At 37.5% G+C, this 22,302-nt stretch carries 22 protein-coding genes and 3 pseudogenes; 3 read left to right on the top strand and 22 right to left on the bottom strand.

Annotated elements, in window-relative coordinates; genetic code table 11:
* Window positions 1-238 precede the first annotated feature (238 nt).
* Window positions 239-1,204: an NAD(P)H-dependent flavin oxidoreductase gene (locus AM499_RS05350; protein ID WP_053589232.1), complete on the bottom strand. Its 966-nt coding sequence runs from the start codon at window positions 1,202-1,204 to the stop codon at window positions 239-241.
* 84 nt (window positions 1,205-1,288) lie between these two features.
* Between AM499_RS05350 and AM499_RS05345 the strand changes: the two genes are divergently transcribed.
* Window positions 1,289-1,810, top strand: coding sequence for a gamma carbonic anhydrase family protein (locus AM499_RS05345; protein ID WP_053589231.1), 522 nt, complete (start codon window positions 1,289-1,291; stop codon window positions 1,808-1,810).
* Window positions 1,811-2,378: 568 nt separating this feature from the next.
* On the opposite strand, the gene paaX is transcribed toward AM499_RS05345, so the two are convergent.
* From paaX to AM499_RS22350, 16 genes and pseudogenes are all read right to left on the bottom strand, one after another.
* Window positions 2,379-3,257 carry a phenylacetic acid degradation operon negative regulatory protein PaaX gene (paaX, locus tag AM499_RS05340; RefSeq protein ID WP_053589230.1) on the bottom strand — a complete coding sequence of 293 codons (879 nt, stop codon included), beginning with the start codon at window positions 3,255-3,257 and terminating at the stop codon, window positions 2,379-2,381.
* A gap of 85 nt (window positions 3,258-3,342) precedes the next feature.
* On the bottom strand, window positions 3,343-4,119 hold the full coding sequence (locus AM499_RS05335) for an enoyl-CoA hydratase-related protein (protein WP_053589229.1): 777 nt from the start codon (window positions 4,117-4,119) through the stop codon (window positions 3,343-3,345).
* 157 nt (window positions 4,120-4,276) lie between these two features.
* Window positions 4,277-5,482, bottom strand: a complete 1,206-nt coding sequence (locus tag AM499_RS05330; protein ID WP_053589228.1) for an acetyl-CoA C-acyltransferase — start codon at window positions 5,480-5,482, stop codon at window positions 4,277-4,279.
* Window positions 5,479-6,351 carry a 3-hydroxyacyl-CoA dehydrogenase gene (locus tag AM499_RS05325; RefSeq protein WP_053589227.1) on the bottom strand — a complete coding sequence of 291 codons (873 nt, stop codon included), beginning with the start codon at window positions 6,349-6,351 and terminating at the stop codon, window positions 5,479-5,481. Before AM499_RS05325 ends, AM499_RS05330 begins: the two co-directional genes overlap by 4 nt.
* Window positions 6,352-6,428: 77 nt before the next feature.
* Window positions 6,429-7,946, bottom strand: coding sequence for an aldehyde dehydrogenase family protein (locus AM499_RS05320; protein WP_053589226.1), 1,518 nt, complete (start codon window positions 7,944-7,946; stop codon window positions 6,429-6,431).
* Between the two features lie 14 nt (window positions 7,947-7,960).
* Entirely contained in the window at window positions 7,961-8,734 is a 774-nt protein-coding gene (locus AM499_RS05315) for an enoyl-CoA hydratase-related protein (protein ID WP_053589225.1), read from the bottom strand.
* Between the two features lie 12 nt (window positions 8,735-8,746).
* The gene (locus AM499_RS05310) at window positions 8,747-9,523 is read right to left on the bottom strand and encodes an enoyl-CoA hydratase/isomerase family protein (RefSeq protein WP_053589224.1); all 777 of its coding nucleotides are present in this window, start codon (window positions 9,521-9,523) and stop codon (window positions 8,747-8,749) included.
* Window positions 9,523-9,825: an EthD family reductase gene (locus AM499_RS05305; RefSeq protein ID WP_053589223.1), complete on the bottom strand. Its 303-nt coding sequence runs from the start codon at window positions 9,823-9,825 to the stop codon at window positions 9,523-9,525. Before AM499_RS05305 ends, AM499_RS05310 begins: the two co-directional genes overlap by 1 nt.
* A gap of 16 nt (window positions 9,826-9,841) precedes the next feature.
* A complete protein-coding gene (gene paaD, locus AM499_RS05300; protein ID WP_053589222.1) occupies window positions 9,842-10,342 on the bottom strand; it encodes a 1,2-phenylacetyl-CoA epoxidase subunit PaaD in 501 nt (166 codons plus the stop codon).
* Between the two features lie 26 nt (window positions 10,343-10,368).
* Window positions 10,369-11,181, bottom strand: coding sequence for a 1,2-phenylacetyl-CoA epoxidase subunit PaaC (paaC, locus tag AM499_RS05295; protein WP_082355175.1), 813 nt, complete (start codon window positions 11,179-11,181; stop codon window positions 10,369-10,371).
* Window positions 11,178-11,525 (bottom strand): 1,2-phenylacetyl-CoA epoxidase subunit PaaB, encoded by a 348-nt coding sequence (paaB, locus tag AM499_RS05290; protein ID WP_053589221.1) that lies wholly within the window; start codon window positions 11,523-11,525, stop codon window positions 11,178-11,180. The genes paaC and paaB overlap by 4 nt, the downstream gene beginning before the upstream one ends.
* Before the next feature lie 18 nt (window positions 11,526-11,543).
* A complete protein-coding gene (paaA, locus tag AM499_RS05285) occupies window positions 11,544-12,497 on the bottom strand; it encodes a 1,2-phenylacetyl-CoA epoxidase subunit PaaA (RefSeq protein ID WP_053589220.1) in 954 nt (317 codons plus the stop codon).
* 122 nt (window positions 12,498-12,619) lie between these two features.
* The gene (locus AM499_RS21220) at window positions 12,620-12,871 is read right to left on the bottom strand and encodes a ferredoxin (protein WP_082355174.1); all 252 of its coding nucleotides are present in this window, start codon (window positions 12,869-12,871) and stop codon (window positions 12,620-12,622) included.
* Between the two features lie 5 nt (window positions 12,872-12,876).
* Entirely contained in the window at window positions 12,877-13,896 is a 1,020-nt protein-coding gene (locus AM499_RS05280; RefSeq protein WP_053589219.1) for an NAD(P)/FAD-dependent oxidoreductase, read from the bottom strand.
* A 15-nt stretch (window positions 13,897-13,911) separates the two neighbouring features.
* Window positions 13,912-15,228 (bottom strand): phenylacetate--CoA ligase family protein, encoded by a 1,317-nt coding sequence (locus AM499_RS05275; protein ID WP_053592099.1) that lies wholly within the window; start codon window positions 15,226-15,228, stop codon window positions 13,912-13,914.
* A gap of 386 nt (window positions 15,229-15,614) precedes the next feature.
* Window positions 15,615-16,159 (bottom strand): annotated as a pseudogene (locus tag AM499_RS22350) (AAA family ATPase).
* A gap of 45 nt (window positions 16,160-16,204) precedes the next feature.
* On the opposite strand from AM499_RS22350, the gene AM499_RS05265 reads away from it, so the two are divergent.
* Entirely contained in the window at window positions 16,205-16,918 is a 714-nt protein-coding gene (locus tag AM499_RS05265) for a tyrosine-type recombinase/integrase (protein ID WP_053589218.1), read from the top strand.
* Window positions 16,919-16,999: 81 nt separating this feature from the next.
* Here the strand turns inward: AM499_RS05265 and AM499_RS05260 are convergent, their stop codons facing one another.
* The gene (locus tag AM499_RS05260) at window positions 17,000-17,230 is read right to left on the bottom strand and encodes a hypothetical protein (RefSeq protein WP_053589217.1); all 231 of its coding nucleotides are present in this window, start codon (window positions 17,228-17,230) and stop codon (window positions 17,000-17,002) included.
* A 302-nt stretch (window positions 17,231-17,532) separates the two neighbouring features.
* On the opposite strand from AM499_RS05260, the pseudogene AM499_RS05255 reads away from it, so the two are divergent.
* Window positions 17,533-18,447, top strand: a pseudogene (locus AM499_RS05255) (class I SAM-dependent methyltransferase).
* 509 nt (window positions 18,448-18,956) lie between these two features.
* Here AM499_RS05255 and AM499_RS05250 read toward each other — a convergent pair.
* From AM499_RS05250 to AM499_RS22345, 4 genes and pseudogenes are all read right to left on the bottom strand, one after another.
* Window positions 18,957-19,168 (bottom strand): annotated as a pseudogene (locus tag AM499_RS05250) (DUF6366 family protein).
* Window positions 19,169-19,267: 99 nt separating this feature from the next.
* Window positions 19,268-19,477: a hypothetical protein gene (locus tag AM499_RS05245; protein ID WP_053589216.1), complete on the bottom strand. Its 210-nt coding sequence runs from the start codon at window positions 19,475-19,477 to the stop codon at window positions 19,268-19,270.
* Window positions 19,478-19,609: 132 nt separating this feature from the next.
* Complete coding sequence (locus AM499_RS05240) at window positions 19,610-21,262, bottom strand: pyridoxal phosphate-dependent decarboxylase family protein (RefSeq protein ID WP_053589215.1); 1,653 nt, start codon at window positions 21,260-21,262, stop codon at window positions 19,610-19,612.
* Between the two features lie 164 nt (window positions 21,263-21,426).
* A complete protein-coding gene (locus tag AM499_RS22345) occupies window positions 21,427-22,077 on the bottom strand; it encodes a methyl-accepting chemotaxis protein (RefSeq protein ID WP_442853787.1) in 651 nt (216 codons plus the stop codon).
* Window positions 22,078-22,302 lie beyond the last annotated feature (225 nt).

Below are 22,302 nucleotides of genomic sequence, written 5' to 3'. Positions count from 1 at the left end.
ACTTACTATATGCTCGAATCTTCTTAATACTGAATGGTGTTTAGGTATTTCTATTCACCATTACACAAATTGGTGTAAACGCTTACATATACAATTATATTTCATCTAACATAACACTATTACAACGTAATCGTATCAATTTGTAATACGATAGTCAATATAGTAATTAGAAAAATCTATCAATTCAAAATTAACTGATTCACACAAAAAAAGTAGTGAGTAAGGTCCCCACTACTTTTTACAACTCTAGTATTCTCTTAAATTCTTTTGCAGATTTAATCATACGATTTTCTGCTACTCCCACCATGTCGTCAATTAGTTCTTTTACTGTTGGAATATCTTCAATAAGTCCTGCAATTTGTCCACTATTCATAAAACCATTTTCGATATCGCCTTCTAATGCACCTTTAAGATGTTGTTTTTCCGAGGTCAGTTCACTATATTGATCCAGTGTCATCCCTGCTTTATCCAATTCATAGAGCTTCATAGCATAAGGTGTCTTTAAGATTCTTCTCAGTCTTCCTACACTTCGACCGACAATCAATGTTTCCGTGTCACTGGCCTTCAATAAGTTTTCCTTATAAACATCGTGAAAAGGTGCTTCCTTTGTTGCGATTAAACGCGTACCGATTTGGACACCGCTTGCACCAAGCATAAGTGCAGCTGCCAATCCTTTGCCATCTCCAATTCCTCCAGCTGCAAGTACGGGAATGTTAACGCGTTTCACAATTTGCGGAATGAGTGTGAAAGTAGTTAGTTCTAAGTTTGAGTTTATACCAGCAGCTTCAAACCCTTCTGCCACGAGTATGTCTGCCCCAGCAGCTTCCGCTTTCTGTGCATGTTTTACAGAAGCTACTAGAGCTATTACTATTACTCCATGTTCATGCAGTAGAGGAATATATGGTGCTGGGTTTCCCGCTGATAACGAAATAATTGGTACTTTATGTTTGATAACAAGATCAATTAATTCATCTATAAAAGGTGTGACACTAATTGCAATGTTTATAGCGAAGTTCTTATTTGTTAGCGCTTTTGTTTCTAATATTATGTTCTCTACTTCCTTTGGAGTCATTGTTCCGCACCCGATCGTGCCAAGGCCCCCTGCTTCTGAGACAGCTGCAGCAAGCTTTGCATTGCTAATATTCCCCATACCTCCTTGAATAATCGGATAGGTTATTTGCAACTTTTCACAAATATATATCATTTTTTATCCACCCCTATAAAAATATGTTATAGTAAAATCAATAGAATGACAATTGAGATTATTTAAAAAAATGGGGGTAAATTTATGATTATCACTTTTAAAGGGAAAAAACCTGCGTTAGATCCTACTGTCTTTGTTGCTCCAGGTGCAAAAGTTATCGGAGAGGTCCAAGTTGGAGAAGAATCTACTATTTGGTTCAATACAGTTCTGCGCGGAGATGAAGGATTAATTTCAATTGGAAAAAGATGCAGTATCCAAGATAATTCAACCATTCATTTATATGAAGATGCGCCTGTTGTAATAGAAGACGAAGTTACTGTTGGACATAATGTCATCCTTCATGGATGTAAGGTTGGAAAACGCTCTATTATTGGAATGGGATCCACAATTCTAGATCATGCTGAAATTGGAGAAGAGTGCATTATCGGTGCTAATACGTTAATTCCGCCTGGTAAGAAAATTCCTCCACGCTCACTAGTCGTCGGTTCACCAGGAAAGGTAGTGCGAGAATTAAACGAAAAAGATTTCGATATTATTCAGCTTTCCATTGATACGTATGTTCAAAAAGGATACGATTATCGTGAAATTTTTGAAAAAGAAGAATAGTAAGTACAAAAAGAGAAAGAAAAACCTGACATCGAGCATCCTTTTATTTGGAGATATACGCTGAGGTTACTAAAAAGTTCCTATAATTAACTTTGCCACATGGGGTTTCTCAAAAACCCAATAAATAAGAAAATCGTTGAAACGGCTCCCTTTCCGCGGGCGTTGCCTCAGCCTCCTCGCTTCGCTTTGGGGTCACTTCATCTTCGACTAACGCTAATCCCGCAGGAGTGTCGCCTTTTTCAACGATTTTCTAGAATTAAATAAGTAGAGTGAGGGGAATTCTAGAACTTCCCCTCACTCTACTTTTCTAGTTTTTAGACAACTCCATCTCGCTATTTTAATTATAGATACTAAATAATGGTGGTGCCCCGAATATGATTAGCAAGAGATAATTACTATTGATCAAGTAGAACCGCTGATCATTTGAATCGTAAATTAAAAAAATGTATGGATAAAAAATCAAACGGTTTCGGAAATGTCCAACGTTTCCCGAAACCGTTTGAGATACTATATTCCGATATGTGTTTACAAACAAAAAATGTAAGTATTTTTCTATTCTCCAAAAACGTTAGTCCATAAGAAGTGGATGATCATCTGCATCATATGCTTTGTCCTTACGACGCAAATCATTATCTTCTTGGAATACTTCTTCGAAAAAATGATTTGCTGGCTGTGCAAGCAATTTATAATATTGCTCAAATAAAAGAGCTGCATGGTTACCACTCCATATTTCTGGTAACAGTTCCTTTGGAAGACCAGGATCAGAAAATAGAAACTTACGGTATTCATGTACAAGATTTGTTCGTTCAACAAAACATTCTGCATCCGACATTCTTCCATCGTTCATCATGCTCCGATGGATTATATATTGTTTGCTGTAGGTAGAGATAAAATCTTGATATTTTCCTTCAATTTCTTGAAGCGGCCAACTTTTTTCAACAAGAGCTCTGTTTGCTTGAGGACCTTTGTAGTCTGCTACGAAGAAATCTACATAATTTTGTATACCATATTTTTCTATAAGAAATTCAACCTCTTTTTCAAGATTGTTCGGTGAGATCCAGCATCCACTAGAAAAACTGCCGAATCCACTCCATAAAAGCTCTTTTCGTAGTTCATCTCGAACTTGTCTTTTTTCTTCTGGAATCGTATACATTAGCATACGCCATTTTCCATCCCAGTCGTTTGGCATTAATTTAAAAATCCGAATGGCAGCTTCTTCCATCCGAGCTTCACCACGTGTCGTCAAAAAGTAATAACTTTTATTCCCTTCCTTCTCGGACTCGAGCCAACCTTGTTTCATCATTCTTGAAACCGCTACTCGTACCGACTGTTCATTATGTCCAAACTCTTTTAGCAGTCGGATTAAGCTTCCGATCCATATTTTATTTCCGTAATGACGGATATAATCACCGTAAATTGTAAATATCATTGATTGTGTATTCGACATGTAAACTCACTCTTTCTTTTTTCCTGAATTCCAATATAACACGTTTCTTCCCTTCTTTCATTATTTTGTTATTAGAGTTTACTAATTATTTCCCTAAAAAGACAGGATTCCTTTTCTCACTGAATGCAAGTAACGCTTCCATGCGATCCTCAGTTGGGATCGTTAATTCGTATGCCTTAGACTCGATTGCAAGCCCTGTATGCAAGTCGGTATTCATTCCTTGTGTAATTGCATACTTCGCTTGTTTAATTGCTACAGGACCATTTTTCATAATATCGTTTGCAAGTTGTTCACAAGACTTCAGAAGATTTTCTATTTGGACTACTTTTAATACCACTCCAAGCTGGACCCCTTCTTCTGCCGTGAATTTTCTTGCAGTGAAAATCAGCTCTTTCGCTCTCATTTCCCCTACTAATCTTGGTAATCTTTGCGTCCCACCTGCTCCTGGTATGATTGCCCAGCTTGTTTCAGTTAGACCCATTTTCACTCCTTCAGCTGCAATGGAAAAATCACACGCAATCATCAGTTCAAAGCCTCCGCCAAATGCATACCCATTGACTGCAGCTATAGTTGGCTGTGGCAGATTTGCGATACTGTTGAACACATCTCGTATCGCTTTCACGTTTCTCCTAACTTCTGATTCTTTTAATGTTTTCCGCTCTTTCAAATCGGCACCAGCACTAAAAGATCTATCCCCTGCTCCAGTAAATATAATCACTTTCACTTCCGGATCAATTGAGATAGCATCTACTACTTGTTGAAGCTGATGCAATGTATCATAATTAAAACAGTTCAGGGCTTCTTCGCGATTAATGGTGATATATGCAATGTTGTTTTCTTTTCTTAATAAAATATTCATCATTATGACATCTCCTATTCGAACAACTATAGTGAATTTCTCAGGTCGCTTTGTTTTCGTTGCAAGAACATCTTGAATTAGTTATAAAAATTGCCCTTCTCTCGTTGTTGCTCTTCTTTTAAAGAGCTTTGACGCTTGAAGGACAGCAAAATTCTAGTACCTACTCTGATACATTCTCAAATATAGTTGCAATCCCTTGACCTACGCCGATACACATTGTCGCCAATCCGAATTGAACATTTCTTTTCTTCATTTCATATAAAAGTGTCGTTACTATTCGAGCACCACTCGCACCTAGAGGGTGTCCAAAAGCTATTGCTCCTCCATTGACATTCACTTTTTCACTTTCTAATTCTAGTTGGCGAATGCACTCCAGAGATTGTGAAGCAAAAGCTTCATTCAATTCTACAAGACCAAGGTCAGTTGTTTTCAACCCTGCACGTTGTAGTGCTTTTTTTGAAGCGAAAATAGGACCAAGCCCCATAACAGCTGGTTCAAGTCCCGCTGTTGCACCTGTAACATATTTTGCTAATGGCTTCACATTCAGTTCTTTTGCTTTTTCCGCACTCATAAGAAGTAAAGCAGATGCACCGTCATTGACTCCCGAAGCGTTACCTGGTGTAACCGTACCACCTTCATATAATGGTTTTAGTTTTCCAAGCTGATGTAACGTTGTATTTGGTCTTGGATGCTCATCTTGGTCGACAATGATTTCATTCCCTTTCCGGTCCTTATACATAACTGGAACGATTTCTTCCGCAAATCGATTTTCTGCCAAAGCTTTTTTAGCACGTTGCTGGCTCTCGAATGCAAATAAATCCTGATCCTCCCGCGTTATATGAAATCGCTTTGCAACATTTTCGGCAGTTTCTGGCATCGTATCTACACCGTACATCACTTTCAGTTTTTTATTTGTAAAACGCCACCCGATTGTTGTATCTTGCAGTTCCATATTTCCTCGTGGGAACTCTCTATCTGGCTTTGCCATGACAAACGGTGCTCGCGTCATGCTTTCAGTGCCACCAGCGATGTAAATATCGCCTTCGCCAACTGATATTGCTCTTGCAGCGTACATAACAGCGTCAAGTCCAGAACCACAGAGACGGTTTATAGTTGTTCCTGCTACTTCGACAGGTAGACCAGCTAACAATGCCGACATTCTTGCAACGTTGCGGTTATCTTCACCTGCTTGGTTTGCATTCCCGAAAACAACTTCTTCAATTTCCTTTACGGAGAGGTTCGGATTACGTTCAACAAGTGCTTTAATAACAATAGCTCCTAAATCATCTGGTCGAACTTCTCTTAGTGATCCGTTGTATCTTCCAATAGGCGTACGGACAGCATCTACTATGACTACTTCTCTCATTTCGAAACCAACTCTTCATCAATAGAATAGTCGTACACACCTTTTCCACTCTTTCGTCCTAGACGTCCTGCTTTGACATATTGTTCTAAAAGAGGTGCAGGACGATACTTTTCCCCAAGCTTTTCATGTAAATATTTTAAATTATTTAATCGTGTATCAAGTCCTACTAAATCTACTAATTCGAATGGTCCCATTGGGTAATTTAATCCTAGCTTAATCGCTTTATCAATTTCTTCTGGTGTACCTAACCCTTCTTGAAGCATGTAAAACGCTTCGTTACCAACAAGTGCGCTAATTCGGCTCGTTACGAACCCTGGAAATTCATTAATGACAACAGTTTCTTTTCCCATTTTTATAGCTACTTCTTTAATTCTTTCGGCCGTTTCATCACTTGTTTCCAACCCTCGTACAATTTCGACTAAATGCATTTTATGTACAGGATTAAAAAAATGCATCGCAATTGTTTTTTCTGGCCGTTTTCCAAAAGAAGCGATTTCTGTTGGGCTCATCGTCGAAGTATTTGTAGCAAAATAGCAATGAGAAGGAGCATGTTCTTCTATCGTTTCAAACACTTCTTTTTTAATAGTTGTTATTTCAGGTACAGCTTCAATAATTAAATCAGCAGTACTTACTGCTTTTGAAAGATCGCTTTCATAGCTTAAATTAAGTCTTGCTTGTTCAACCTGTACCGATGTAATCTTTCCGTGCACAAGTCCTTTTTCAAACATGCTATCTATATCTTTCTTCGCGTTTAGTAATGCAGAATTATGATTGTCGACAACTGTCACTGCATAGCCACCAACTGCTCCTACATAAGCAATCCCTCTTCCCATAATACCTGCACCTATGATAACAATACGGTTGATCATTATTCTACTCCCCTTATGTTAATGAAAGAATACGGACAGGGTTTGAATTTTTCCCTGTCCGTATTTTCAGTTTATTTTTACAGTCCGAATGGATTCAGTGGTCGACTGCCATAGTAAGATAAAATGCTTTTCGTTTCCGTATAGAGGTCTAGCGTTTCAATACATAGCTCACGTCCGAAACCTGATTGTTTATATCCGCCAAATGGTGTCCCAGGAAATGCTGAGAATGGACAGTTTACCATTACAATGCCTGCTTGAATCTGATTTGCAACACGCGTCGCACGTGCACCATCTTTTGACCAAATGGCTGAGCCTAACCCGAACTCTGTATCGTTTGCAAGTCGGATTGCTTCTTTTTCATCTTTAAATTTCATTAATACAACAACTGGACCAAAAATTTCTTCTTTTACAACTGTCATATCGTGATTTACATTTGCAATAATCGTTGGCTCATACCAGAATCCGTTTTCGTATCCATTTGGTTTCGAAACATTTCCACCAACAAGAATTTCAGCTCCTTCTTTCCGAGCTGATTGTACATAACTATCGATTGTATCAAGTTGAACTTGATCGATAATTGCACCAACATGTGTTCCTTTATCAAACGGGTTACCTAGCTGTAATTTTTTCGTTTTTTCAACAAACTTATTCAAAAATTCATCGTAAATATCCTCATGTACATACAAACGAGATCGAGCTTCACATGATTGACCTGAATTATAGAAAATACCAAACAGTGAACCATCTACTGCAGCGTCAATATCTGCATCTTCAAATACAAGATTAGGAGATTTTCCACCAAGCTCCAGTGTTACACGTTTTAGCGATTGAGATGCTTTCCCCATAATGTCTTTACCGATAGGCGTTGAGCCAGTGAAAGCTACTTTATCCACTTGAGGATGCTCCACTAAAAAGTTACCAATATCAGATCCAGAACCTGGAAGGATGTTCACCACACCCGCAGGAACACCTGCTTCAAGACAAATTTCTCCCAAGATTATTGCTGTTAATGGTGTGAGGGAAGCTGGCTTTACAATTACCGAGCAACCTACTGCAATAGCCGGTGCCACTTTCCAAGCAGCCATCATAAGTGGATAGTTCCACGGAATGATTTGTGCACAAACTCCAACTGGCTCTTTCTCTGTATAGTTATGGAATTGGCCAGGAACATTGTTAACGACTCCTCGGTGACCAACGATTGCTCCTGCATAAAACTCAAAATCTTCAATCGCTTGAGAAACTTGACCTTGCGCTGCATGAAACGTTTTACCAGTATCGAGAATTTCCAATTCAACTAGCTCATTAAAACGAGAACGCATTATTGCAGCGATTTTGTTCAATACTTGCGATCGGCGACCAACAGGATACATTTTCCATTTACCATTGTCAAATGCATCTCGTGCACTAGCAATGGCTTTTTCAACATCTTCTTTGGACGCTTTTGCAACTTCCGCAACTAACTCACCCGTAGCTGGATTGTAAGTTTTAATCGTTTCACCTGTACTACTTTTTATTTTTTCTCCATTTACAATCAAATGATAAAACGATCGTTTCATTGCCTCTTGTTCGATATCATTATCCCGAATTGTTGTCATGTGCTCAGCTCTCCCTATTGTCCTGAAAAAACAGGTTTTCTTTTTTCCATAAATGCATGAATACCTTCGCGGTGATCACTTGTTAAACCAGCAATACGTTGCCCTTGTGCTTCTTGTTCAAGATAGTCTTCAAAAGTAAGCTCTGTAACGAATTTCAATGATCTTTTAATCAAACCAATCGCCTTTGTTGGTAAAGTAGAAAGATTTGTTGCAAATGCCGACACCTCTTCATCCCATAAATCTAACGGAATAAGTTTATTCGCTAGACCTAATGAGACTGCATCAGTAGCCGATACCTTTTCTCCAAGAATGGATAATTCCAAAGCTTTAGCATGACCGACTAACTTGGTTAAATAATACAGATTACCCGAGTCTGGAATGAGGCCAACATGTATGAAAGCATTCAAAAAACTGGCGCGTTCCGATACAATTCTAAAGTCACAAGCAAGTGCTAAGCTGAACCCTGCACCAGCCGCAACTCCATTTACTGCTGCGACAATCGGTTTTTCACATTGTCTAATTTGCTTTATCATCGGTCCATAGTGATCTCTTAAAACTTGACCATGATCCATATTCTCATCGACTTCTGCCAAATCTTGTCCAGAACAAAAAGCCCTTCCTTCACCTGAAATGACTATGCAGCGAACTTGTTCATCGAATGTAGCAGCTTTGATCGCATCTTTTACTTCTCGGTTCATTTGTGCGATAAATGCATTTAATTTGTCAGGTCTATTTAAATAGAGCCATGCAATTCCATCTTTGACATCATAACGAATCGTTTCGTACATGCAACGACCTCCTTACTTCCCTTGGTAGTTCGGTTTTCTTTTTTCAACAAATGCGTTCATACCTTCTTTTTGATCTTGTGAAGCGAAAAGTAGATAGAAGTTTTTTCTCTCATATTGCATTCCTTCATATAAAGGATAATCTACAGCTTTATTAACCGAATCTTTTATAAGCCGCAATGATAGAAGGGGTTGATTAGCAAGACGCTCTGCCAGTTTCATCGTTTCCTCCATTAATAGTTCAGGTGCAACGATTTTGTTAATAACTCCATTTTTGAGAGCTGTTTCTGCAGAAAAACGCTCCCCCGTCCAGAGCCACTCGAGGGCTTTTGTACGACCCACAAGTTTCGTTAACCTTTGTGTTCCTCCTGCACCTGGCATTACGCCAAGTCCTACTTCTGGAAATGAAAATTCAGTACCGATACTAGCGATTAATAGATCACAGCAAAGGGCAAGCTCAAATCCACCACCGAAGACAAACCCTTTTAACGCACCGAGTATAGGCTTTTTTATGAGCGCAAAACGGTCCCAATCAGCAAATTGATTTAGTTGTTCTAAGCTGACTGGATTATCATCCATCATTTCGTCAATGTCGGCACCTGCGGAAAAAGACCGTCCTTTACCAGTAAGCACTATTACACGAACGTTTTCATCTCGGTCAAATTCCTCCATCGCTACGACAATTTCATTGACCATTTTTCGATTTAATGAGTTTAACTGTCGAGGTCGATTCAGCTCAATAACTGCTATATTTCTCTTTAAAGTTGTTTCAATGAATTCGAAACGATTCATTACGCTTCCTCACCAATCATTAATGTGACAAGATCACCTGCAAATCCCATTAAGTCTTTGCCAGAAGCTCTTCCTTCCGGTGAACGTAAGCCCTCCTGCAGTGCATCCAAACTGTCATAATGCATTTCACATGTGAGATAGTATTTTCCATCTCCACCCATTGGAGATCCTGTTACTTTCGTCACTTTCATCTCACGAAGTCCTGGAATCTTCGCTGTTAGTGGTGCATGCACGTTGAAATAATGTACATCAAAAGCCTCTTTGTTTTCAGGGTGTTTGTACAACGCGATTAATTTTGCCATTATTCTTCTCCTCGCTTTACATTAATGTAGAAATAGGTTTCATAGCTTCAAATACGTTTTTACAGCTCTTACAGTACAAAATGCTTCTGCATGCAGTCGGACCGAAAACATTTTCCATCGTGACATAGGTAGATCCGCAGTAAGCGCAATCTATATGCCATGAGCCGTCTGCATCCATCTGTCTTGGTGGTGGTGCAATTCCGTATTTCCTAAGATTCACATGTCCTCGTTCCGTTATTCGATCTGATGTCCATGGTGGGTGTAAGGCCAATTCCACTTGGACATCTTTCACTTCCGGTAATTCTTTTACAGCATTGATCGTATTCTTTTTAATAATTTCGAGTGCTGGACATCCTAAAAAAGTAGGGAGCAAAACTACCTTTACGTTATTTTCTTCAATAGTGACTTCCCCCACCATACCTAGGTCCATAATGCTAATGGAATCCATTTCCGGGTCTTTTACTCCTTCAAGTACTTCATATACGCGCTGAGGAGAAATTTCTAAGGATTCTTCCATGCAAGTCACCTCTTTCCATTTTCGAATTACCAAGTTGCTATTGGATCGAACTTGTAAACTTCCGAAAGTGTGTGTAGTGCTTCTACCAAGTCTTGCGTATGATCACCGTTTCGTCCGTTTTTTGTAGGTTTATCCGATATCTTTGTTACTTCCATTTGAAGCGCTGCAAATACCGATTCGATACTTGCTTTCCATTTATCTCTCAAACTCTCTTCACTACTTATTAATCTACTTTTTTCAATTAGTATTTTTTCGTTTCCATAAGAGAATACATCACCAAAATCATCCATTACTTTTTTGATAGCTTCTTCCATTTTCTTTTTCGCTACATCTGTAGAGCTAAGTAATTGCTTAAACCACGTTTCCCAGTGTAGCCTGTGATAATAAAGCTCCATTCTCACTTTTACTGCAGTATCTGCAAGTGGACTGTACGAGCTTTCACATAAAGAATCGATTTTTATCTTTTTCGCTTGTGTGTAAAAATAACTTCTGACAACTTGATAAGCCCAATCATATGAGGGGGTTTCCATATAATAGCCTTCACCATTCACTCGCTCCATCAAAACGCTGTTTTTTCTTTCCAGTGCAGGACGTGAATGGGCAAGATCATCCGCATTTCCTACTCCTAAATCTTCGAGTAGTTTATAGAACATCGCTGCATGCCCCATGCTGTCTTGGCTAATGGAAGAAGAAGCGACGTCTTCTTCAATATGGGGAGCGAGTCCGAGCCATTCAGATCCACGATAGGCGTACAAGAAATCATCATCGGCAAGCTGGAATAATAAGCTTGTTAATGCTTCTTTATACTCCTGGCTCATGACTGTTTCATTTTCATTCATTTACGCTCTCCTCCCCATGATAGAATCTCTTTTTCATCCAATATTTGCTGCTCGTACTGGCGCCACTTTTTCTTTAAGTAACCATAACCTTTTGTTGTCCGATAATCTTTATTGTCAAGTCTGCCAAGCGTCATCTTCTCTTCTACATCCATCTTTCGAATATTCTTTCGATTCACAATCCAAATGTCAGCAACCGGTTCACGTCTCATGAAGTTTTCCTGTGCCAAAATAAATGCCATATCTTCATTTGGTGCTAATAAGCTAAATTGGTGTTGGAAAGCAGAACTTGGCGTTCGCTTGCTAAAGACTTCATATTCTTGATAAAATGTTTTCTCTTCGGTCATTTATTCTGCCTCCTTTCGCTAGGTGACTTTCACGCTCAGCGCTTCACGCACCCATGCATTATTTTCGTAAGATGACCTTCGTAAATTCAGACGTGCATGTGAACGTGGTCCCCCGTTTTTTATGATTTTCTTAAATTCATTCCAATCTGGCTGTTTATAAGACCAAAGCTTACTCACTTCATCGAAACGGAGTGTCGGATCCGGAATGGTCAAACCAAGTGATAAAATACGCGGAATGTATTTATCAAAAAAAAGTTGTCTAAATTCTTCGTTTGTCTTAGTCCGAATTTTATATTTTATCGTCAAGTCTTGTTTCGAAGATCCTGTCGTCTCTTTGCTTGCCGGTCCAAAGAACATAAGCAAAGCTTCCCACCAGCGATTGAGAGATTCCTGAATCATCGCCTTTTGTTCATCTGTACCTTCAGCGAGAGCCATGATAATCGATTCACCATGTTGAGCATGGAACACCTCTTCTGCACAAATTCGCTGTAGTGCTCTTGCATACGGTCCGTAAGAAGCCCCAAGCATATTTGTTTGTGTAATAATAGCAGCTCCATCAACGAGCCAACCTATAATTCCAGCGTCCGCCCAAGTTTTCGTTTCCATATGGAAAACGTTATGGAATTTCAAATCTCCATTAAATAAGTCTTGCATTATATCTCCACGGTTTTTTCCATAAGGAACTAGTAAGTCTTCCGTTACCCGCAAAAGCAACTGGCCGTGACCCATTTCATCTTGCACTTTTGCCATAATGCTTAGCTTTCTATTTAACGAAGGAGCTTTAGGTACCCATTCTTTCTCAGGAAGTGCCCCCATTATTTCACTAATGCCATGCATTGAAATCAATCTAATTAATGTCAGTCTGTATTCTTCTGGCATCCAATCATCTGCTTCAATCTTGTCGCCACGTTCAATTCGCTGCATGAAATGAGCCAATTGTTCTTCTTCTGCCGCATTCTGCAAATTGGTCATATCTAACCCCCCCTTAATAAAGTTATGCCTTTATATGATTGTATATAACAATTTAATGACGTTATAACTATATAACGTTATATTATTTTAAAATTATGCTAGTCTATAAAATTTAGCCCACTTTAAACCATTTCTATTACTATTGGACTGGTAGCTATTTTTATAGAATCTGTAGGGCATCCATCAAACGCATCTTCTAAATCTTCTTGCAACTCTAGAGGTACTTCAGCTGTCCCTTTATTTTCATCAAGAATTACATACGCAAGTCCTTCCTCATCATAATCGAAGATGTCTGGTGCACTGGCTCCACAAGATCCACATGCAATACATGTTTCTTGATCAACAATTGTATGGCATAATGTCTTCCTTCCTATGTTTATCAGACTTTTTCAGCCTGTCTCTTCGGTTTATCCATAACACTAGTGCTGTGAAGAGGCTGAACTTTAGACGTTGGATCGATAAACACTTTTGCGTTGCTAACAGCAGTCGGCGCTTCACCAAATCCACTTGCGATTAACTTCACTTTTCCTTCATATGTGCAAATATCACCGGCAGCGTAAATTCCTGCAATATTTGTTTCCATTTTTGAATTTACGACAATGCTGTTTTTATCCAAATTAAATCCCCAATTTTTGATTGGACCAAGAGAGGACACGAAACCATAATTGACAATGACATCATCAACATCGATAATCATTGTTTCATTGCCTTTCACATCTATTAACTCGACTTGTTTAATTCGTTTTTCTCCTATAAATGCAGAAGGAATAAATGGAGTTAATACATCTACAGATGAATTCTTCAACATTTCCACAGTATGTTCATGTGCTCGGAACTTATCACGGCGATGAGCCAATGTTACTTTTTCTGCGATTGGTTCTAGCATAAGAGCCCAGTCTACAGCAGAATCACCACCGCCGAACAACTGAACTTTTTTTCCCTCAAATTTTTGTAAATCATTAATAAAATAATGAAGATTAGTTTCTTCAAATTTTGAAGAATTTACAAGATCCAGTTTTTTCGGATGGAATGCCCCGTTTCCTGCAGTAATAATGATTGTCTTAGAAAAATGGTTCCCTTTGTTCGTCAATAGTTTAAAAGAATTGTCAGATTGTCTTTCTATCTCTTCCACTGCTTCATTCAAACAAACTGTTTGTTCAAATTGCTCCATTTGCTTCTTTAATCTATCGATGAGATCTTGCGCTGTTATTTTAGGGAAACCTGCAACATCGTAAATATACTTTTCAGGATATAAAGCGGATAATTGTCCACCTAGCTGCGGAAGACTTTCAATTATTTTACAAGACATATTTCGAAGGCCAGCATAAAACGCAGTGAATAAGCCAACTGGTCCTCCCCCAATTACGGTTACATCAAAAATTTCCTCGTTTTGATACAAGCAGACTTCCTCCTTCTAACTATGAACTTTCACGCCTATTACATTTTTATCTCGATAATCTATAACTCGAATCGCTTTTCCTTCAGATCTTGGTATCGTTTTAGGACTATTGAAAACAATATCCATAGACACTAAACAGGTCGATTTCAATGAACTTTGAATTTCTAGTTTCAGTTGAGTTACTTGTGAATCTCTTAAATCACCATTGATTTTTTCATAGAGATTATTATCTATTTCTACATGTAGTTCGGCGATGTCTATCGCATCTTTTCTAATTAAATGAATTTGATAATGAGGTACAAGATTTTCCACCTGTAAAAGAACCCGTTCTACTTCCGTTGGAAAGACATTCACTCCACGTATAATTAACATATCATCTGTACGACCTTTCACCCTCGACATTCTCGTCAAAGTCCTGCCGCATTTACACTTCTCGCGTGTTATGGATGAAATGTCACCTGTGCGATATCGAATGATTGGAAGCGCTTTCTTCGTTAAACTTGTAAAAACTAACTCTCCTTCTTCCCCTTCAGCAACCGGTTCAAGTGTTTTAGGATTAATTACCTCGATGTAAAAATGATCTTCTTGCACATGTAGACCATTTTGAGCTTCATGACATTCAACAGAGACACCTGGTCCAATAATCTCGCTCAATCCGTAAATATCAACTGCTTTCAAATGGAAAGTTTGCTCTAGCATTTTTCTCATTTCTTCCGACCATGGCTCCGCTCCGAAAATTCCATATTCCATCGATGATTGCCTCGGATCTATACCCTTCTCTTTCATTTTCTCCGCTATGTTCAACATGTATGAAGGCGTCCCGCAAATGCCTCTAGGTTTAAAATCTTCTATTAATGTAATCTGTCTTTCCGTGTTTCCACCTGACATTGGCACAACGGTTGCTCCGAGAACTTCCGCACCATAATGGAGCCCGATTCCCCCTGTAAATAAACCATAGCCATATGCATTATGGAAAATATCTGTCTTTTTACCACCTGCCGCCACAATTGAACGCGCTACAACTTCAGCCCACATTTCTATATCCTCTGCTGTATATCCAACAATTGTTGGTTTCCCACTCGTTCCCGAAGATCCATGAATCCGAACAACCTCTTCTTGTGATACTGCAAATAATCCAAAAGGATAATGATCTCGCAAATTTTTTTTTATTGTAAATGGCAGCTTCGTCAAATCTTCTAAACTTTGAATATCTTCTGGCTTAATCCCAAGCTCATCAAATTTCTTTCGATAAAATGGAACATGCTCATAAACGTTCTTAACTGTACTACGGAGTCGATCTAGCTGTAGGCTTTCCATTTCTTTACGCTGCATCGTTTCAATTAATGGATTATACAAACATCATTCCCCCTAGTTTTCTTTCTTTATGGAATGGAGTTATCAACATCTGTCTTATATAACAAATAAAAAACGGAGATATAATATACAGTAATATGATATTAGATTAATAGTTCGAATCGTATAAGTCAACACAAAATTCAGAATTTTTTTATCTTCATTATCGTATTACAAAAAAAGTGAACTCTCGACTGTGGTTGAGACAACGTTTAGTGGAGGGGGAATGGTAGAAATAAAATCGAGGAAAAAGAAAGGAACAGTTCAATGTCCTAAGAAGAATCAAGAAAACGCTGATCTTAAGTGAAAAGGACAGCGTTTAAAATCGTTTGCATAAAATTATGTGAGTGAATAAATTGATATTGTTACAAAAAGTTATTCCTCTTTAAAAAACAAATTGTCCATTCCTCTATTTCTTCTGGCGTACTATTGCTGACAACCAGTATATTTGTATTAAATTGAAGATACCAGTCTCTCTCAAATGGAAGTAATTTTATAATGTTATGAAAATATTTTCTACTTCTACTTAAATCCTTCTGCATTCTCATTCGAAGAGCTTCTTCGTTACCATCCAAATATAAAATCATATCAGAACGACATTGCCGTAATTCTTGAAGTGATCTTCTATATTCCATGTAAATCCGTTAGCTTTAGGAAAATGCAAAGTATAAAATTCTATATCTTATGGTCCTCTATCAAATATTATTTTACTATTTGGCAACTCATGATACCGTTTTATTTCAGCTTCAATAAACAACCTTTGATTTGCTATAAATCCTTCCTCTGTAAATATATCTATATTCAAATAATCTCTTTTTCTAACAATGGGGTATGGATTTTCATATGTAAAATATACATCAAGTAAATGCTCTTCTAACCTTTTGACTAGAGTCGTTTTTCCACCAGCCATGCCACCTTGAATTGATAGAATTCTTTTCAAAATAGCACCTCCTCGATGGAATTGCTGGACACAATTCGACTGAAGGAATATCTTGCAATATCCGGCAAGCATTTAAAACCAGCCAGTCTTGCACATCGTATCCGCTTTATGAAATCATTTTTTCGTTGGTCTCATGAAGAAGGATACCTGAGTAAGAATCCTACTTCCAAAATTAAAGAACCCAAAGTGGGAAAGCAGATACCCAAGTATCTAACCGAACGGGAGATTGAACACCTTCGTGAATCCTGTCATTCCCCAATGGAAAAAGCGATTTTCGAATTTATGTTTTCTACCGGTTGTCGGATTGGAGAGATTGTTGCGTTAGAAAAGAACCATATCAATTGGTCCAATCAATCCGCGATCGTTAGAGGAAAAGGTGATAAGGAAAGGAAAGTTTATTTTAATACACGTTGCGACATATGGCTTAAACGCTATTTAGAAAGCCGGAATGACCATCATCCTGCCATCTTTGTAACTGCAAGACAGCCACATAAAATGAGTGTCGCCCAAATGCGGTACATCATCAAGCGGATCTCCAAACGGGCTGAAATCAATAAAGCGATTCATCCACACCAACTTAGACACAGCTACGCAACTCATTTGTTGAATAATGGAGCTCCTATTGAAGTCATACAAAGTCTTATGGGGCATGAGAAAAGTGAAACCACCAGGATATACGCTCAATTAAGCGGGAGGCTAAGGAAAGAGTATTATCAGAAGTACTTTTAAATGTAAATAAAGCAACGTCTTAAAAACGTTGCTCTATTTGACTAACGCACGACGTTTGTTTAAGTACATTTGAAACAACAGTTATCCAAAGTAATTATGAAAACACCAAACAATAAGAATCATACTCACTATTCCCCAAGCTGTGGTACTCACTATCCACCAAATTATGGATTTAGCTTTTGTTGAACTTTCCTCGCCTTCCATATTTGCTGTTATAAAAGCAAGCTTACTTTCCATACCTTTTTTCATAGAAATGAGAACAACAAATCCGGTTATTATGAAACCAATAGTTATCCAGAGTAATAAGTCCACCTTTTATACCTCCTTTTTTTGTGAATTACTTTCCTTTCAATCTTCTTTATTCAATTATTTGCCGCGTTAGTTCAATAAGAAAAAATGCTTTACTCCTTCTTGAAGTAAAGCACCCGTTAGTTGAATTTACAAATTATGGTCGAAATGCGCAACTAGTGCGATATAACCAGCATAATAAAAGTTATTTTTACTTGACAAAATTTTTTATTTATGCTATAATTTACAATTAAATAATTCTGTTTTATAATAAGATTCTCCTGGCCAGGGGGAATCTTATTTTTCTATATACGGGAGGTAAAATAATGAAACAGAATGAATCCAGTCTCACTTCTTTGATATCAGCTTTCGGTCGAGCATATCACAGTAAATTTGATAACCCTAAAATTTTCGATGATTTTATTGCAAAAGAACTAATTTCTCAAAAAGAGTTTTCGGACATCAGTGAGAATATGATTCAAGGAATACAGTTTTTCAATAAAGATATTGCACAAATGTTTAAAGATGATCCAGATGAAATTTTAAAATGGATTACTCAAGTGCAGCTTTCTCCAATTACCTTGGCACGTACAGCATATTGCGAAAAAGTATTAATAAACGAAATTGAATTAGGGTTAAAGCAGTAAGTTATTCTTGGTGCTGGAATGGATACATTTTGTTTTCGTCATGATCAATTTAATAAAAGCCTAGAAATATTTGAAATTGACTATCCATCCACGCAGGAGTTTAAAAAAGAACGGCTAGCAAATGCTCAACTCGAAATTCCAAATAATCTTCACTTTGTCCCCATGGATTTCACCAAACAATTTTCTGAAGAGATATTGTTTAAAAATGGATTTAAAAACCAAAAAACTTTTTTTAGCCTTTTAGGAGTTTCATATTATTTATCTAAAGATGAGATCATAAATTTAATTAAGAATTTTTTTACTAATGTCCCATCAGGTAGTTCCATCGTGTTTGATTACGCAGACGAAAAGTTATTTCACGAAAAAGGTTTATCCAACAGGGTGGAAAACATGTTGAAACTGGCATCTATCAGTGGAGAACCAATGAAATCGTGCTTCACCTATTATGAGATCGAGAGCTTATTAGATGACCTAGGATTACTCATTTATGAACACTTATCTCCGGATAATATAAATGATGTTTTCTTTAATAATCGAACCGATTATTTGACCGCATTTGAAACGATTCATCATATCCACGCTGTAAAAAAATAGTATATCTTTAAGCATCCCGCTCATTCATTGCTATGAATAGAGCGGTTTTTAATTATTCTACTTATTACACATTTTGTGTCAAATTCGACATAAAAACTCCCATTCTCATCTTCAACTAACCTGCTGCGTTAGTTGAAGTGTAACATTTCACAATGGATATTTGAGATCTACTAGATGTTTTGATAAAAAAATAGAACATCGAAATAATGATCATGTTTATTAAAGCAAATGAATATACTATTTATAACAACTGTGAGACATCACCACCTATCTAACCTCCACAACTTTCATCACTCCAGTTGTAATTCAAAGACCTTCATACGAAAGGTCTTTTTTAGTTTAATGTAAAATGTACCTTCAATCTCCACTTCTCTTATTGAACTAATCTGCGCCGTTAGTTTAAGCGAACCATTCCACACTTGATCACCGAAATTTACCTGATGTTTGAACATAAAAATAGACCATCTAATTGATGGTCTTGTTTAACTAAAGTACCGTCAGTTAAATCATTAAAAAAACAGTTTATATAAAACATATCCAACTATTAAAACAACAATTAATATTACTGTCCCTTTCCAACCCATACCACCTGTTAAATCAGTTAAATTTCCATTTTCACCTCGACTCATTCATCTCTTAATGCACCGCCAGGATTTTTTAATAGTTCTTGTTGTCTTAATCTTTCTCTTTTTTCTTTTGGAGTTTCTTGTCTATTATTCAAACCAAACACCCCTATGATTATTGTATTCTCTAATTTCTATGGGTTTACCTTCTTTTACTAAACTGCTGCGTTAGTTTAAGTACAACTCTTGACAAACTATTATTTATCTCTCAAAATATTTAATAATCCAACACTAAATATTAAAGTACCTATTAACATAAATGAATGTATGAATCCATTTAATATAGGAACATATTCTCCAGTTAAGTTTTCATTAGAATACACTACATTAATTGAGGAATATCCTAAAGGTGTGCTTAAAATTATTACGATTAGCCCCAATATGAAATACCACACTTGCTTCTTCACTAACTATCCCCCCTTTTATATAGTGACTTATTGAACTAACCTCTTTCACATTACATACTCCTCCTTATTTATCAAGTGGGTGAGACGGCTAATTACATCATGCCGCCCGTAAGATGAGAGTGTATAGTATCTTTAACGAGTTGTTATTTTAATATTTTCACTACTTCTCGTTTTCTGGAAAAATGCTAGGTGTTCTTTTAGAAATCCAACATAACGGTCGACCTCTTCTATTGTTGTGTATGGCGAGATCGCAAAAAATTTATGCGCATATACGGATATCCGCTTGTTTGAGTTTGTTGCTTCTACGAGACGCTGCTTTTTTGTATTTCCAAAGAAGACCGTATCTCGTTCGGCACCAATTACCTCTGCAAACTCGTCATTGAATTGATTGATTTCCGTCATTTCTTCTACGGTTAAAAGTCCGTTCAATTCATCATTCCATTTTGTCTTTTCAGGATAAAAACGGAATGTTGTAATCGGAGAAACCTCATTCGTGATCACCACATTCGAAACTTCTTTTGTTAACGTTTCCCTAAATGCAATATTGACACGAATATAGTTGGCTAAAAGCTCTTGATAACCTTCGATTCCAAATGATAATAAAGACGCATAAATCGTCAAAGCACTTCCCATTCGCGAGCATTCGAGCGTGTAGCCTGTATGATAGCTACCATAGCCGCGATTCCCAACATACGGGGTTTCCGCTGCATCTAAATCAACATACTTAAGATACTCTCTGTTTTTGATTAAAAATAAACTCGTGATGTATGGCGTTTGTCCAAGCTTATGGAAATCAAAGACCATACTATCTGCAAGCTTGATATATTTAAACTTCTGTTGATAGGAATTCAATACCTCATTAACGTTATCTTCAAATCGCAGAGGATTGCTGTCAAAGTCGTAATCATTAAAGAAAGTATACATGCCCCCCATAGCAGAGTCTGCATGAATATAGATTGGGTATATGCCATATGTGCGTTCCAATTCTTCTGCTATCCGCTTAATTCCCTCAATGTCATCAACCCCAAATGTATCAGTAGTTCCCATTGTGGCAAGGACATAAAGAGGAACGCCTCCTTTTGCAATAACATGCTCCATTTTTTCTTTTAAATCTTCTAGATTCATAGAATGATCAGCATTAGCTTTCACGCGAATCATGTTTTCAACGCCAATCCCAGTTGCTTCTACAGATTTATATAGACTGTAGTGTGATAGCTCTGAACAGAAGCAATAGAGATTTTGCGGCACACCATTTTGATTAGAGGACGGCGCGTAACGGGCAATGGCAAGACGTAAAGAGTTAAAGACAGCCCCTTGCCCTCCCCAAGTTGTATATCCTGCACTGATGCTTTCGTCGTATCCGATAAGTTTGGATAGCATACTAGTTACTTCGATTTCTGCTGTAGCCGCCGCTGGTCCTTCTACATCCCAAATATTGTTCCCATTGACTAGCACCATTACTAAATTTCCGATAATACTGGAAATATTCGGAAGTGGTGCTGCATTGGCTACATAATTTCGATTAACGTACCGGTGTCCTTCTACCAATTTTAGAAGCTCCTGAATCACTTCCTCAATTGACACACCTGTTTTTGGAACGTCAGCCTCTTGAATGACACGATTATAGTAATCCTCTGTGTACTCGGGCATTTCTCCCAACGTTAGTTTGTTAGGATCCTTTAATTCATCTATTTTCGTTAAAATCATCCTAAAGTAGGACAATATTTCTTCTCTTTGAAAGTCATTCCCGTCCATACTAGGAAACAATTTTTGTATTTTCTTCATTGTTTTACCTCCTTGATGTTTTTCTAGAAGCATTTTTATGCATAAAAAGATGCTTCCCACAAGTTGTATCAACCTATAAGAAGCACTTTTATATTTATCAGCTTTAGCATGGTGAATATCTTTATACTGCTACACTGGCCTTATTTTGGAGCATCTTGACCCTATTAAGCTTCCGCAGTTTCTACACCATCATTCCATCCAAATAGTAATTTATTTACATCATTTTTTAACTCTACAAGATTCTTCGCTTCCTGAACAAGCTTTTGCATTGTTTGCATTTCATCATCACTAATTTCTATTAATTCCTCAAACATTTCAACAGATTCCCGAGAGATAGAAGCTATCTCAACAATTGTTGTCATTATCTGGTGAGAAGCAGAAGATAATTCTTCTGTACTAGCAGAGGAATTTTCATTATTTCTAGCAATGATCTTTGTCGTAGATAGAATATTTTCGAACATGGTTCCAACCTCTACAATGGTCGTGTTTGTATCTTTAAATTCTTCTGTTCCCTGTTGCATTGACTTGACAACTATTTCAGTTTCTTCTTGTATATTCTTTACAATATTTGATACTTCAGAAGAAGACTGGCGTGATTGTTCGGCCAATTTTCGAACCTCATCAGCAACAACCGCAAATCCTTTACCATGTTCCCCCGCACGGGCAGCTTCTATTGCCGCATTCAACGCCAATAAATTAATTTGTTCTGAAATCCCTGTAATCACTTTTACAATAGTGCCGATTTCGTGAGATTTTTCTCCGAGTTTATTTATTGCATCAAATGTTGTATTTACCGTTTGATTAAATCGCTCCATTTTTTCTAAGGAATCCTTTAGCTTCTCGTTTCCTTCTTTCGTCAATTCTAAGGTAGTGATCGATTGTTCTGAAATTTGATTTGATCTTACTGATAGATCTTCAATAGCCTGTGCCATTTCTTCCATAGATTCGGCGCTTTCTTCTGTAGCTACTAATTGTTTCTGTAATCCTCTACCTACCTCATCAATTGCCGCTCTAACAATATCTGCTTTCTCAGAAGCATA

Origin of the sequence: Bacillus sp. FJAT-22090 (assembly GCF_001278755.1) — a bacterium.
Taxonomy (GTDB): Bacteria; Bacillota; Bacilli; order Bacillales_A; family Planococcaceae; genus Psychrobacillus.
This window is presented reverse-complemented; position numbering and strand designations above follow the sequence as displayed.

Bases quoted from the DNA above. Each gene is read 5' to 3' on its own strand.
- paaB (WP_053589221.1), bottom strand. From the start codon at position 11,525: ATGACCGAAGAGAAAACATTTTATCAAGAATATGAAGTCTTTAGCAAG.
- AM499_RS05335 (WP_053589229.1), bottom strand. From the start codon at position 4,119: ATGATGAATATTTTATTAAGAAAAGAAAACAACATTGCATATATCACC.
- AM499_RS05310 (WP_053589224.1), bottom strand. From the start codon at position 9,523: ATGAATCGTTTCGAATTCATTGAAACAACTTTAAAGAGAAATATAGCA.
- paaC (WP_082355175.1), bottom strand. From the start codon at position 11,181: ATGAATGAAAATGAAACAGTCATGAGCCAGGAGTATAAAGAAGCATTA.
- AM499_RS05315 (WP_053589225.1), bottom strand. From the start codon at position 8,734: ATGTACGAAACGATTCGTTATGATGTCAAAGATGGAATTGCATGGCTC.
- AM499_RS05305 (WP_053589223.1), bottom strand. From the start codon at position 9,825: ATGGCAAAATTAATCGCGTTGTACAAACACCCTGAAAACAAAGAGGCT.
- AM499_RS05345 (WP_053589231.1), top strand. From the start codon at position 1,289: ATGATTATCACTTTTAAAGGGAAAAAACCTGCGTTAGATCCTACTGTC.
- paaA (WP_053589220.1), bottom strand. From the start codon at position 12,497: ATGACCAATTTGCAGAATGCGGCAGAAGAAGAACAATTGGCTCATTTC.
- paaD (WP_053589222.1), bottom strand. From the start codon at position 10,342: ATGGAAGAATCCTTAGAAATTTCTCCTCAGCGCGTATATGAAGTACTT.
- AM499_RS05330 (WP_053589228.1), bottom strand. From the start codon at position 5,482: ATGAGAGAAGTAGTCATAGTAGATGCTGTCCGTACGCCTATTGGAAGA.
- AM499_RS05275 (WP_053592099.1), bottom strand. From the start codon at position 15,228: ATGCAGCGTAAAGAAATGGAAAGCCTACAGCTAGATCGACTCCGTAGT.
- AM499_RS05265 (WP_053589218.1), top strand. From the start codon at position 16,205: ATGGAATTGCTGGACACAATTCGACTGAAGGAATATCTTGCAATATCC.
- AM499_RS05350 (WP_053589232.1), bottom strand. From the start codon at position 1,204: ATGATATATATTTGTGAAAAGTTGCAAATAACCTATCCGATTATTCAA.
- paaX (WP_053589230.1), bottom strand. From the start codon at position 3,257: ATGTCGAATACACAATCAATGATATTTACAATTTACGGTGATTATATC.
- AM499_RS05325 (WP_053589227.1), bottom strand. From the start codon at position 6,351: ATGATCAACCGTATTGTTATCATAGGTGCAGGTATTATGGGAAGAGGG.
- AM499_RS05240 (WP_053589215.1), bottom strand. From the start codon at position 21,262: ATGAAGAAAATACAAAAATTGTTTCCTAGTATGGACGGGAATGACTTT.
- AM499_RS22345 (WP_442853787.1), bottom strand. From the start codon at position 22,077: ATGGAGCGATTTAATCAAACGGTAAATACAACATTTGATGCAATAAAT.
- AM499_RS05320 (WP_053589226.1), bottom strand. From the start codon at position 7,946: ATGACAACAATTCGGGATAATGATATCGAACAAGAGGCAATGAAACGA.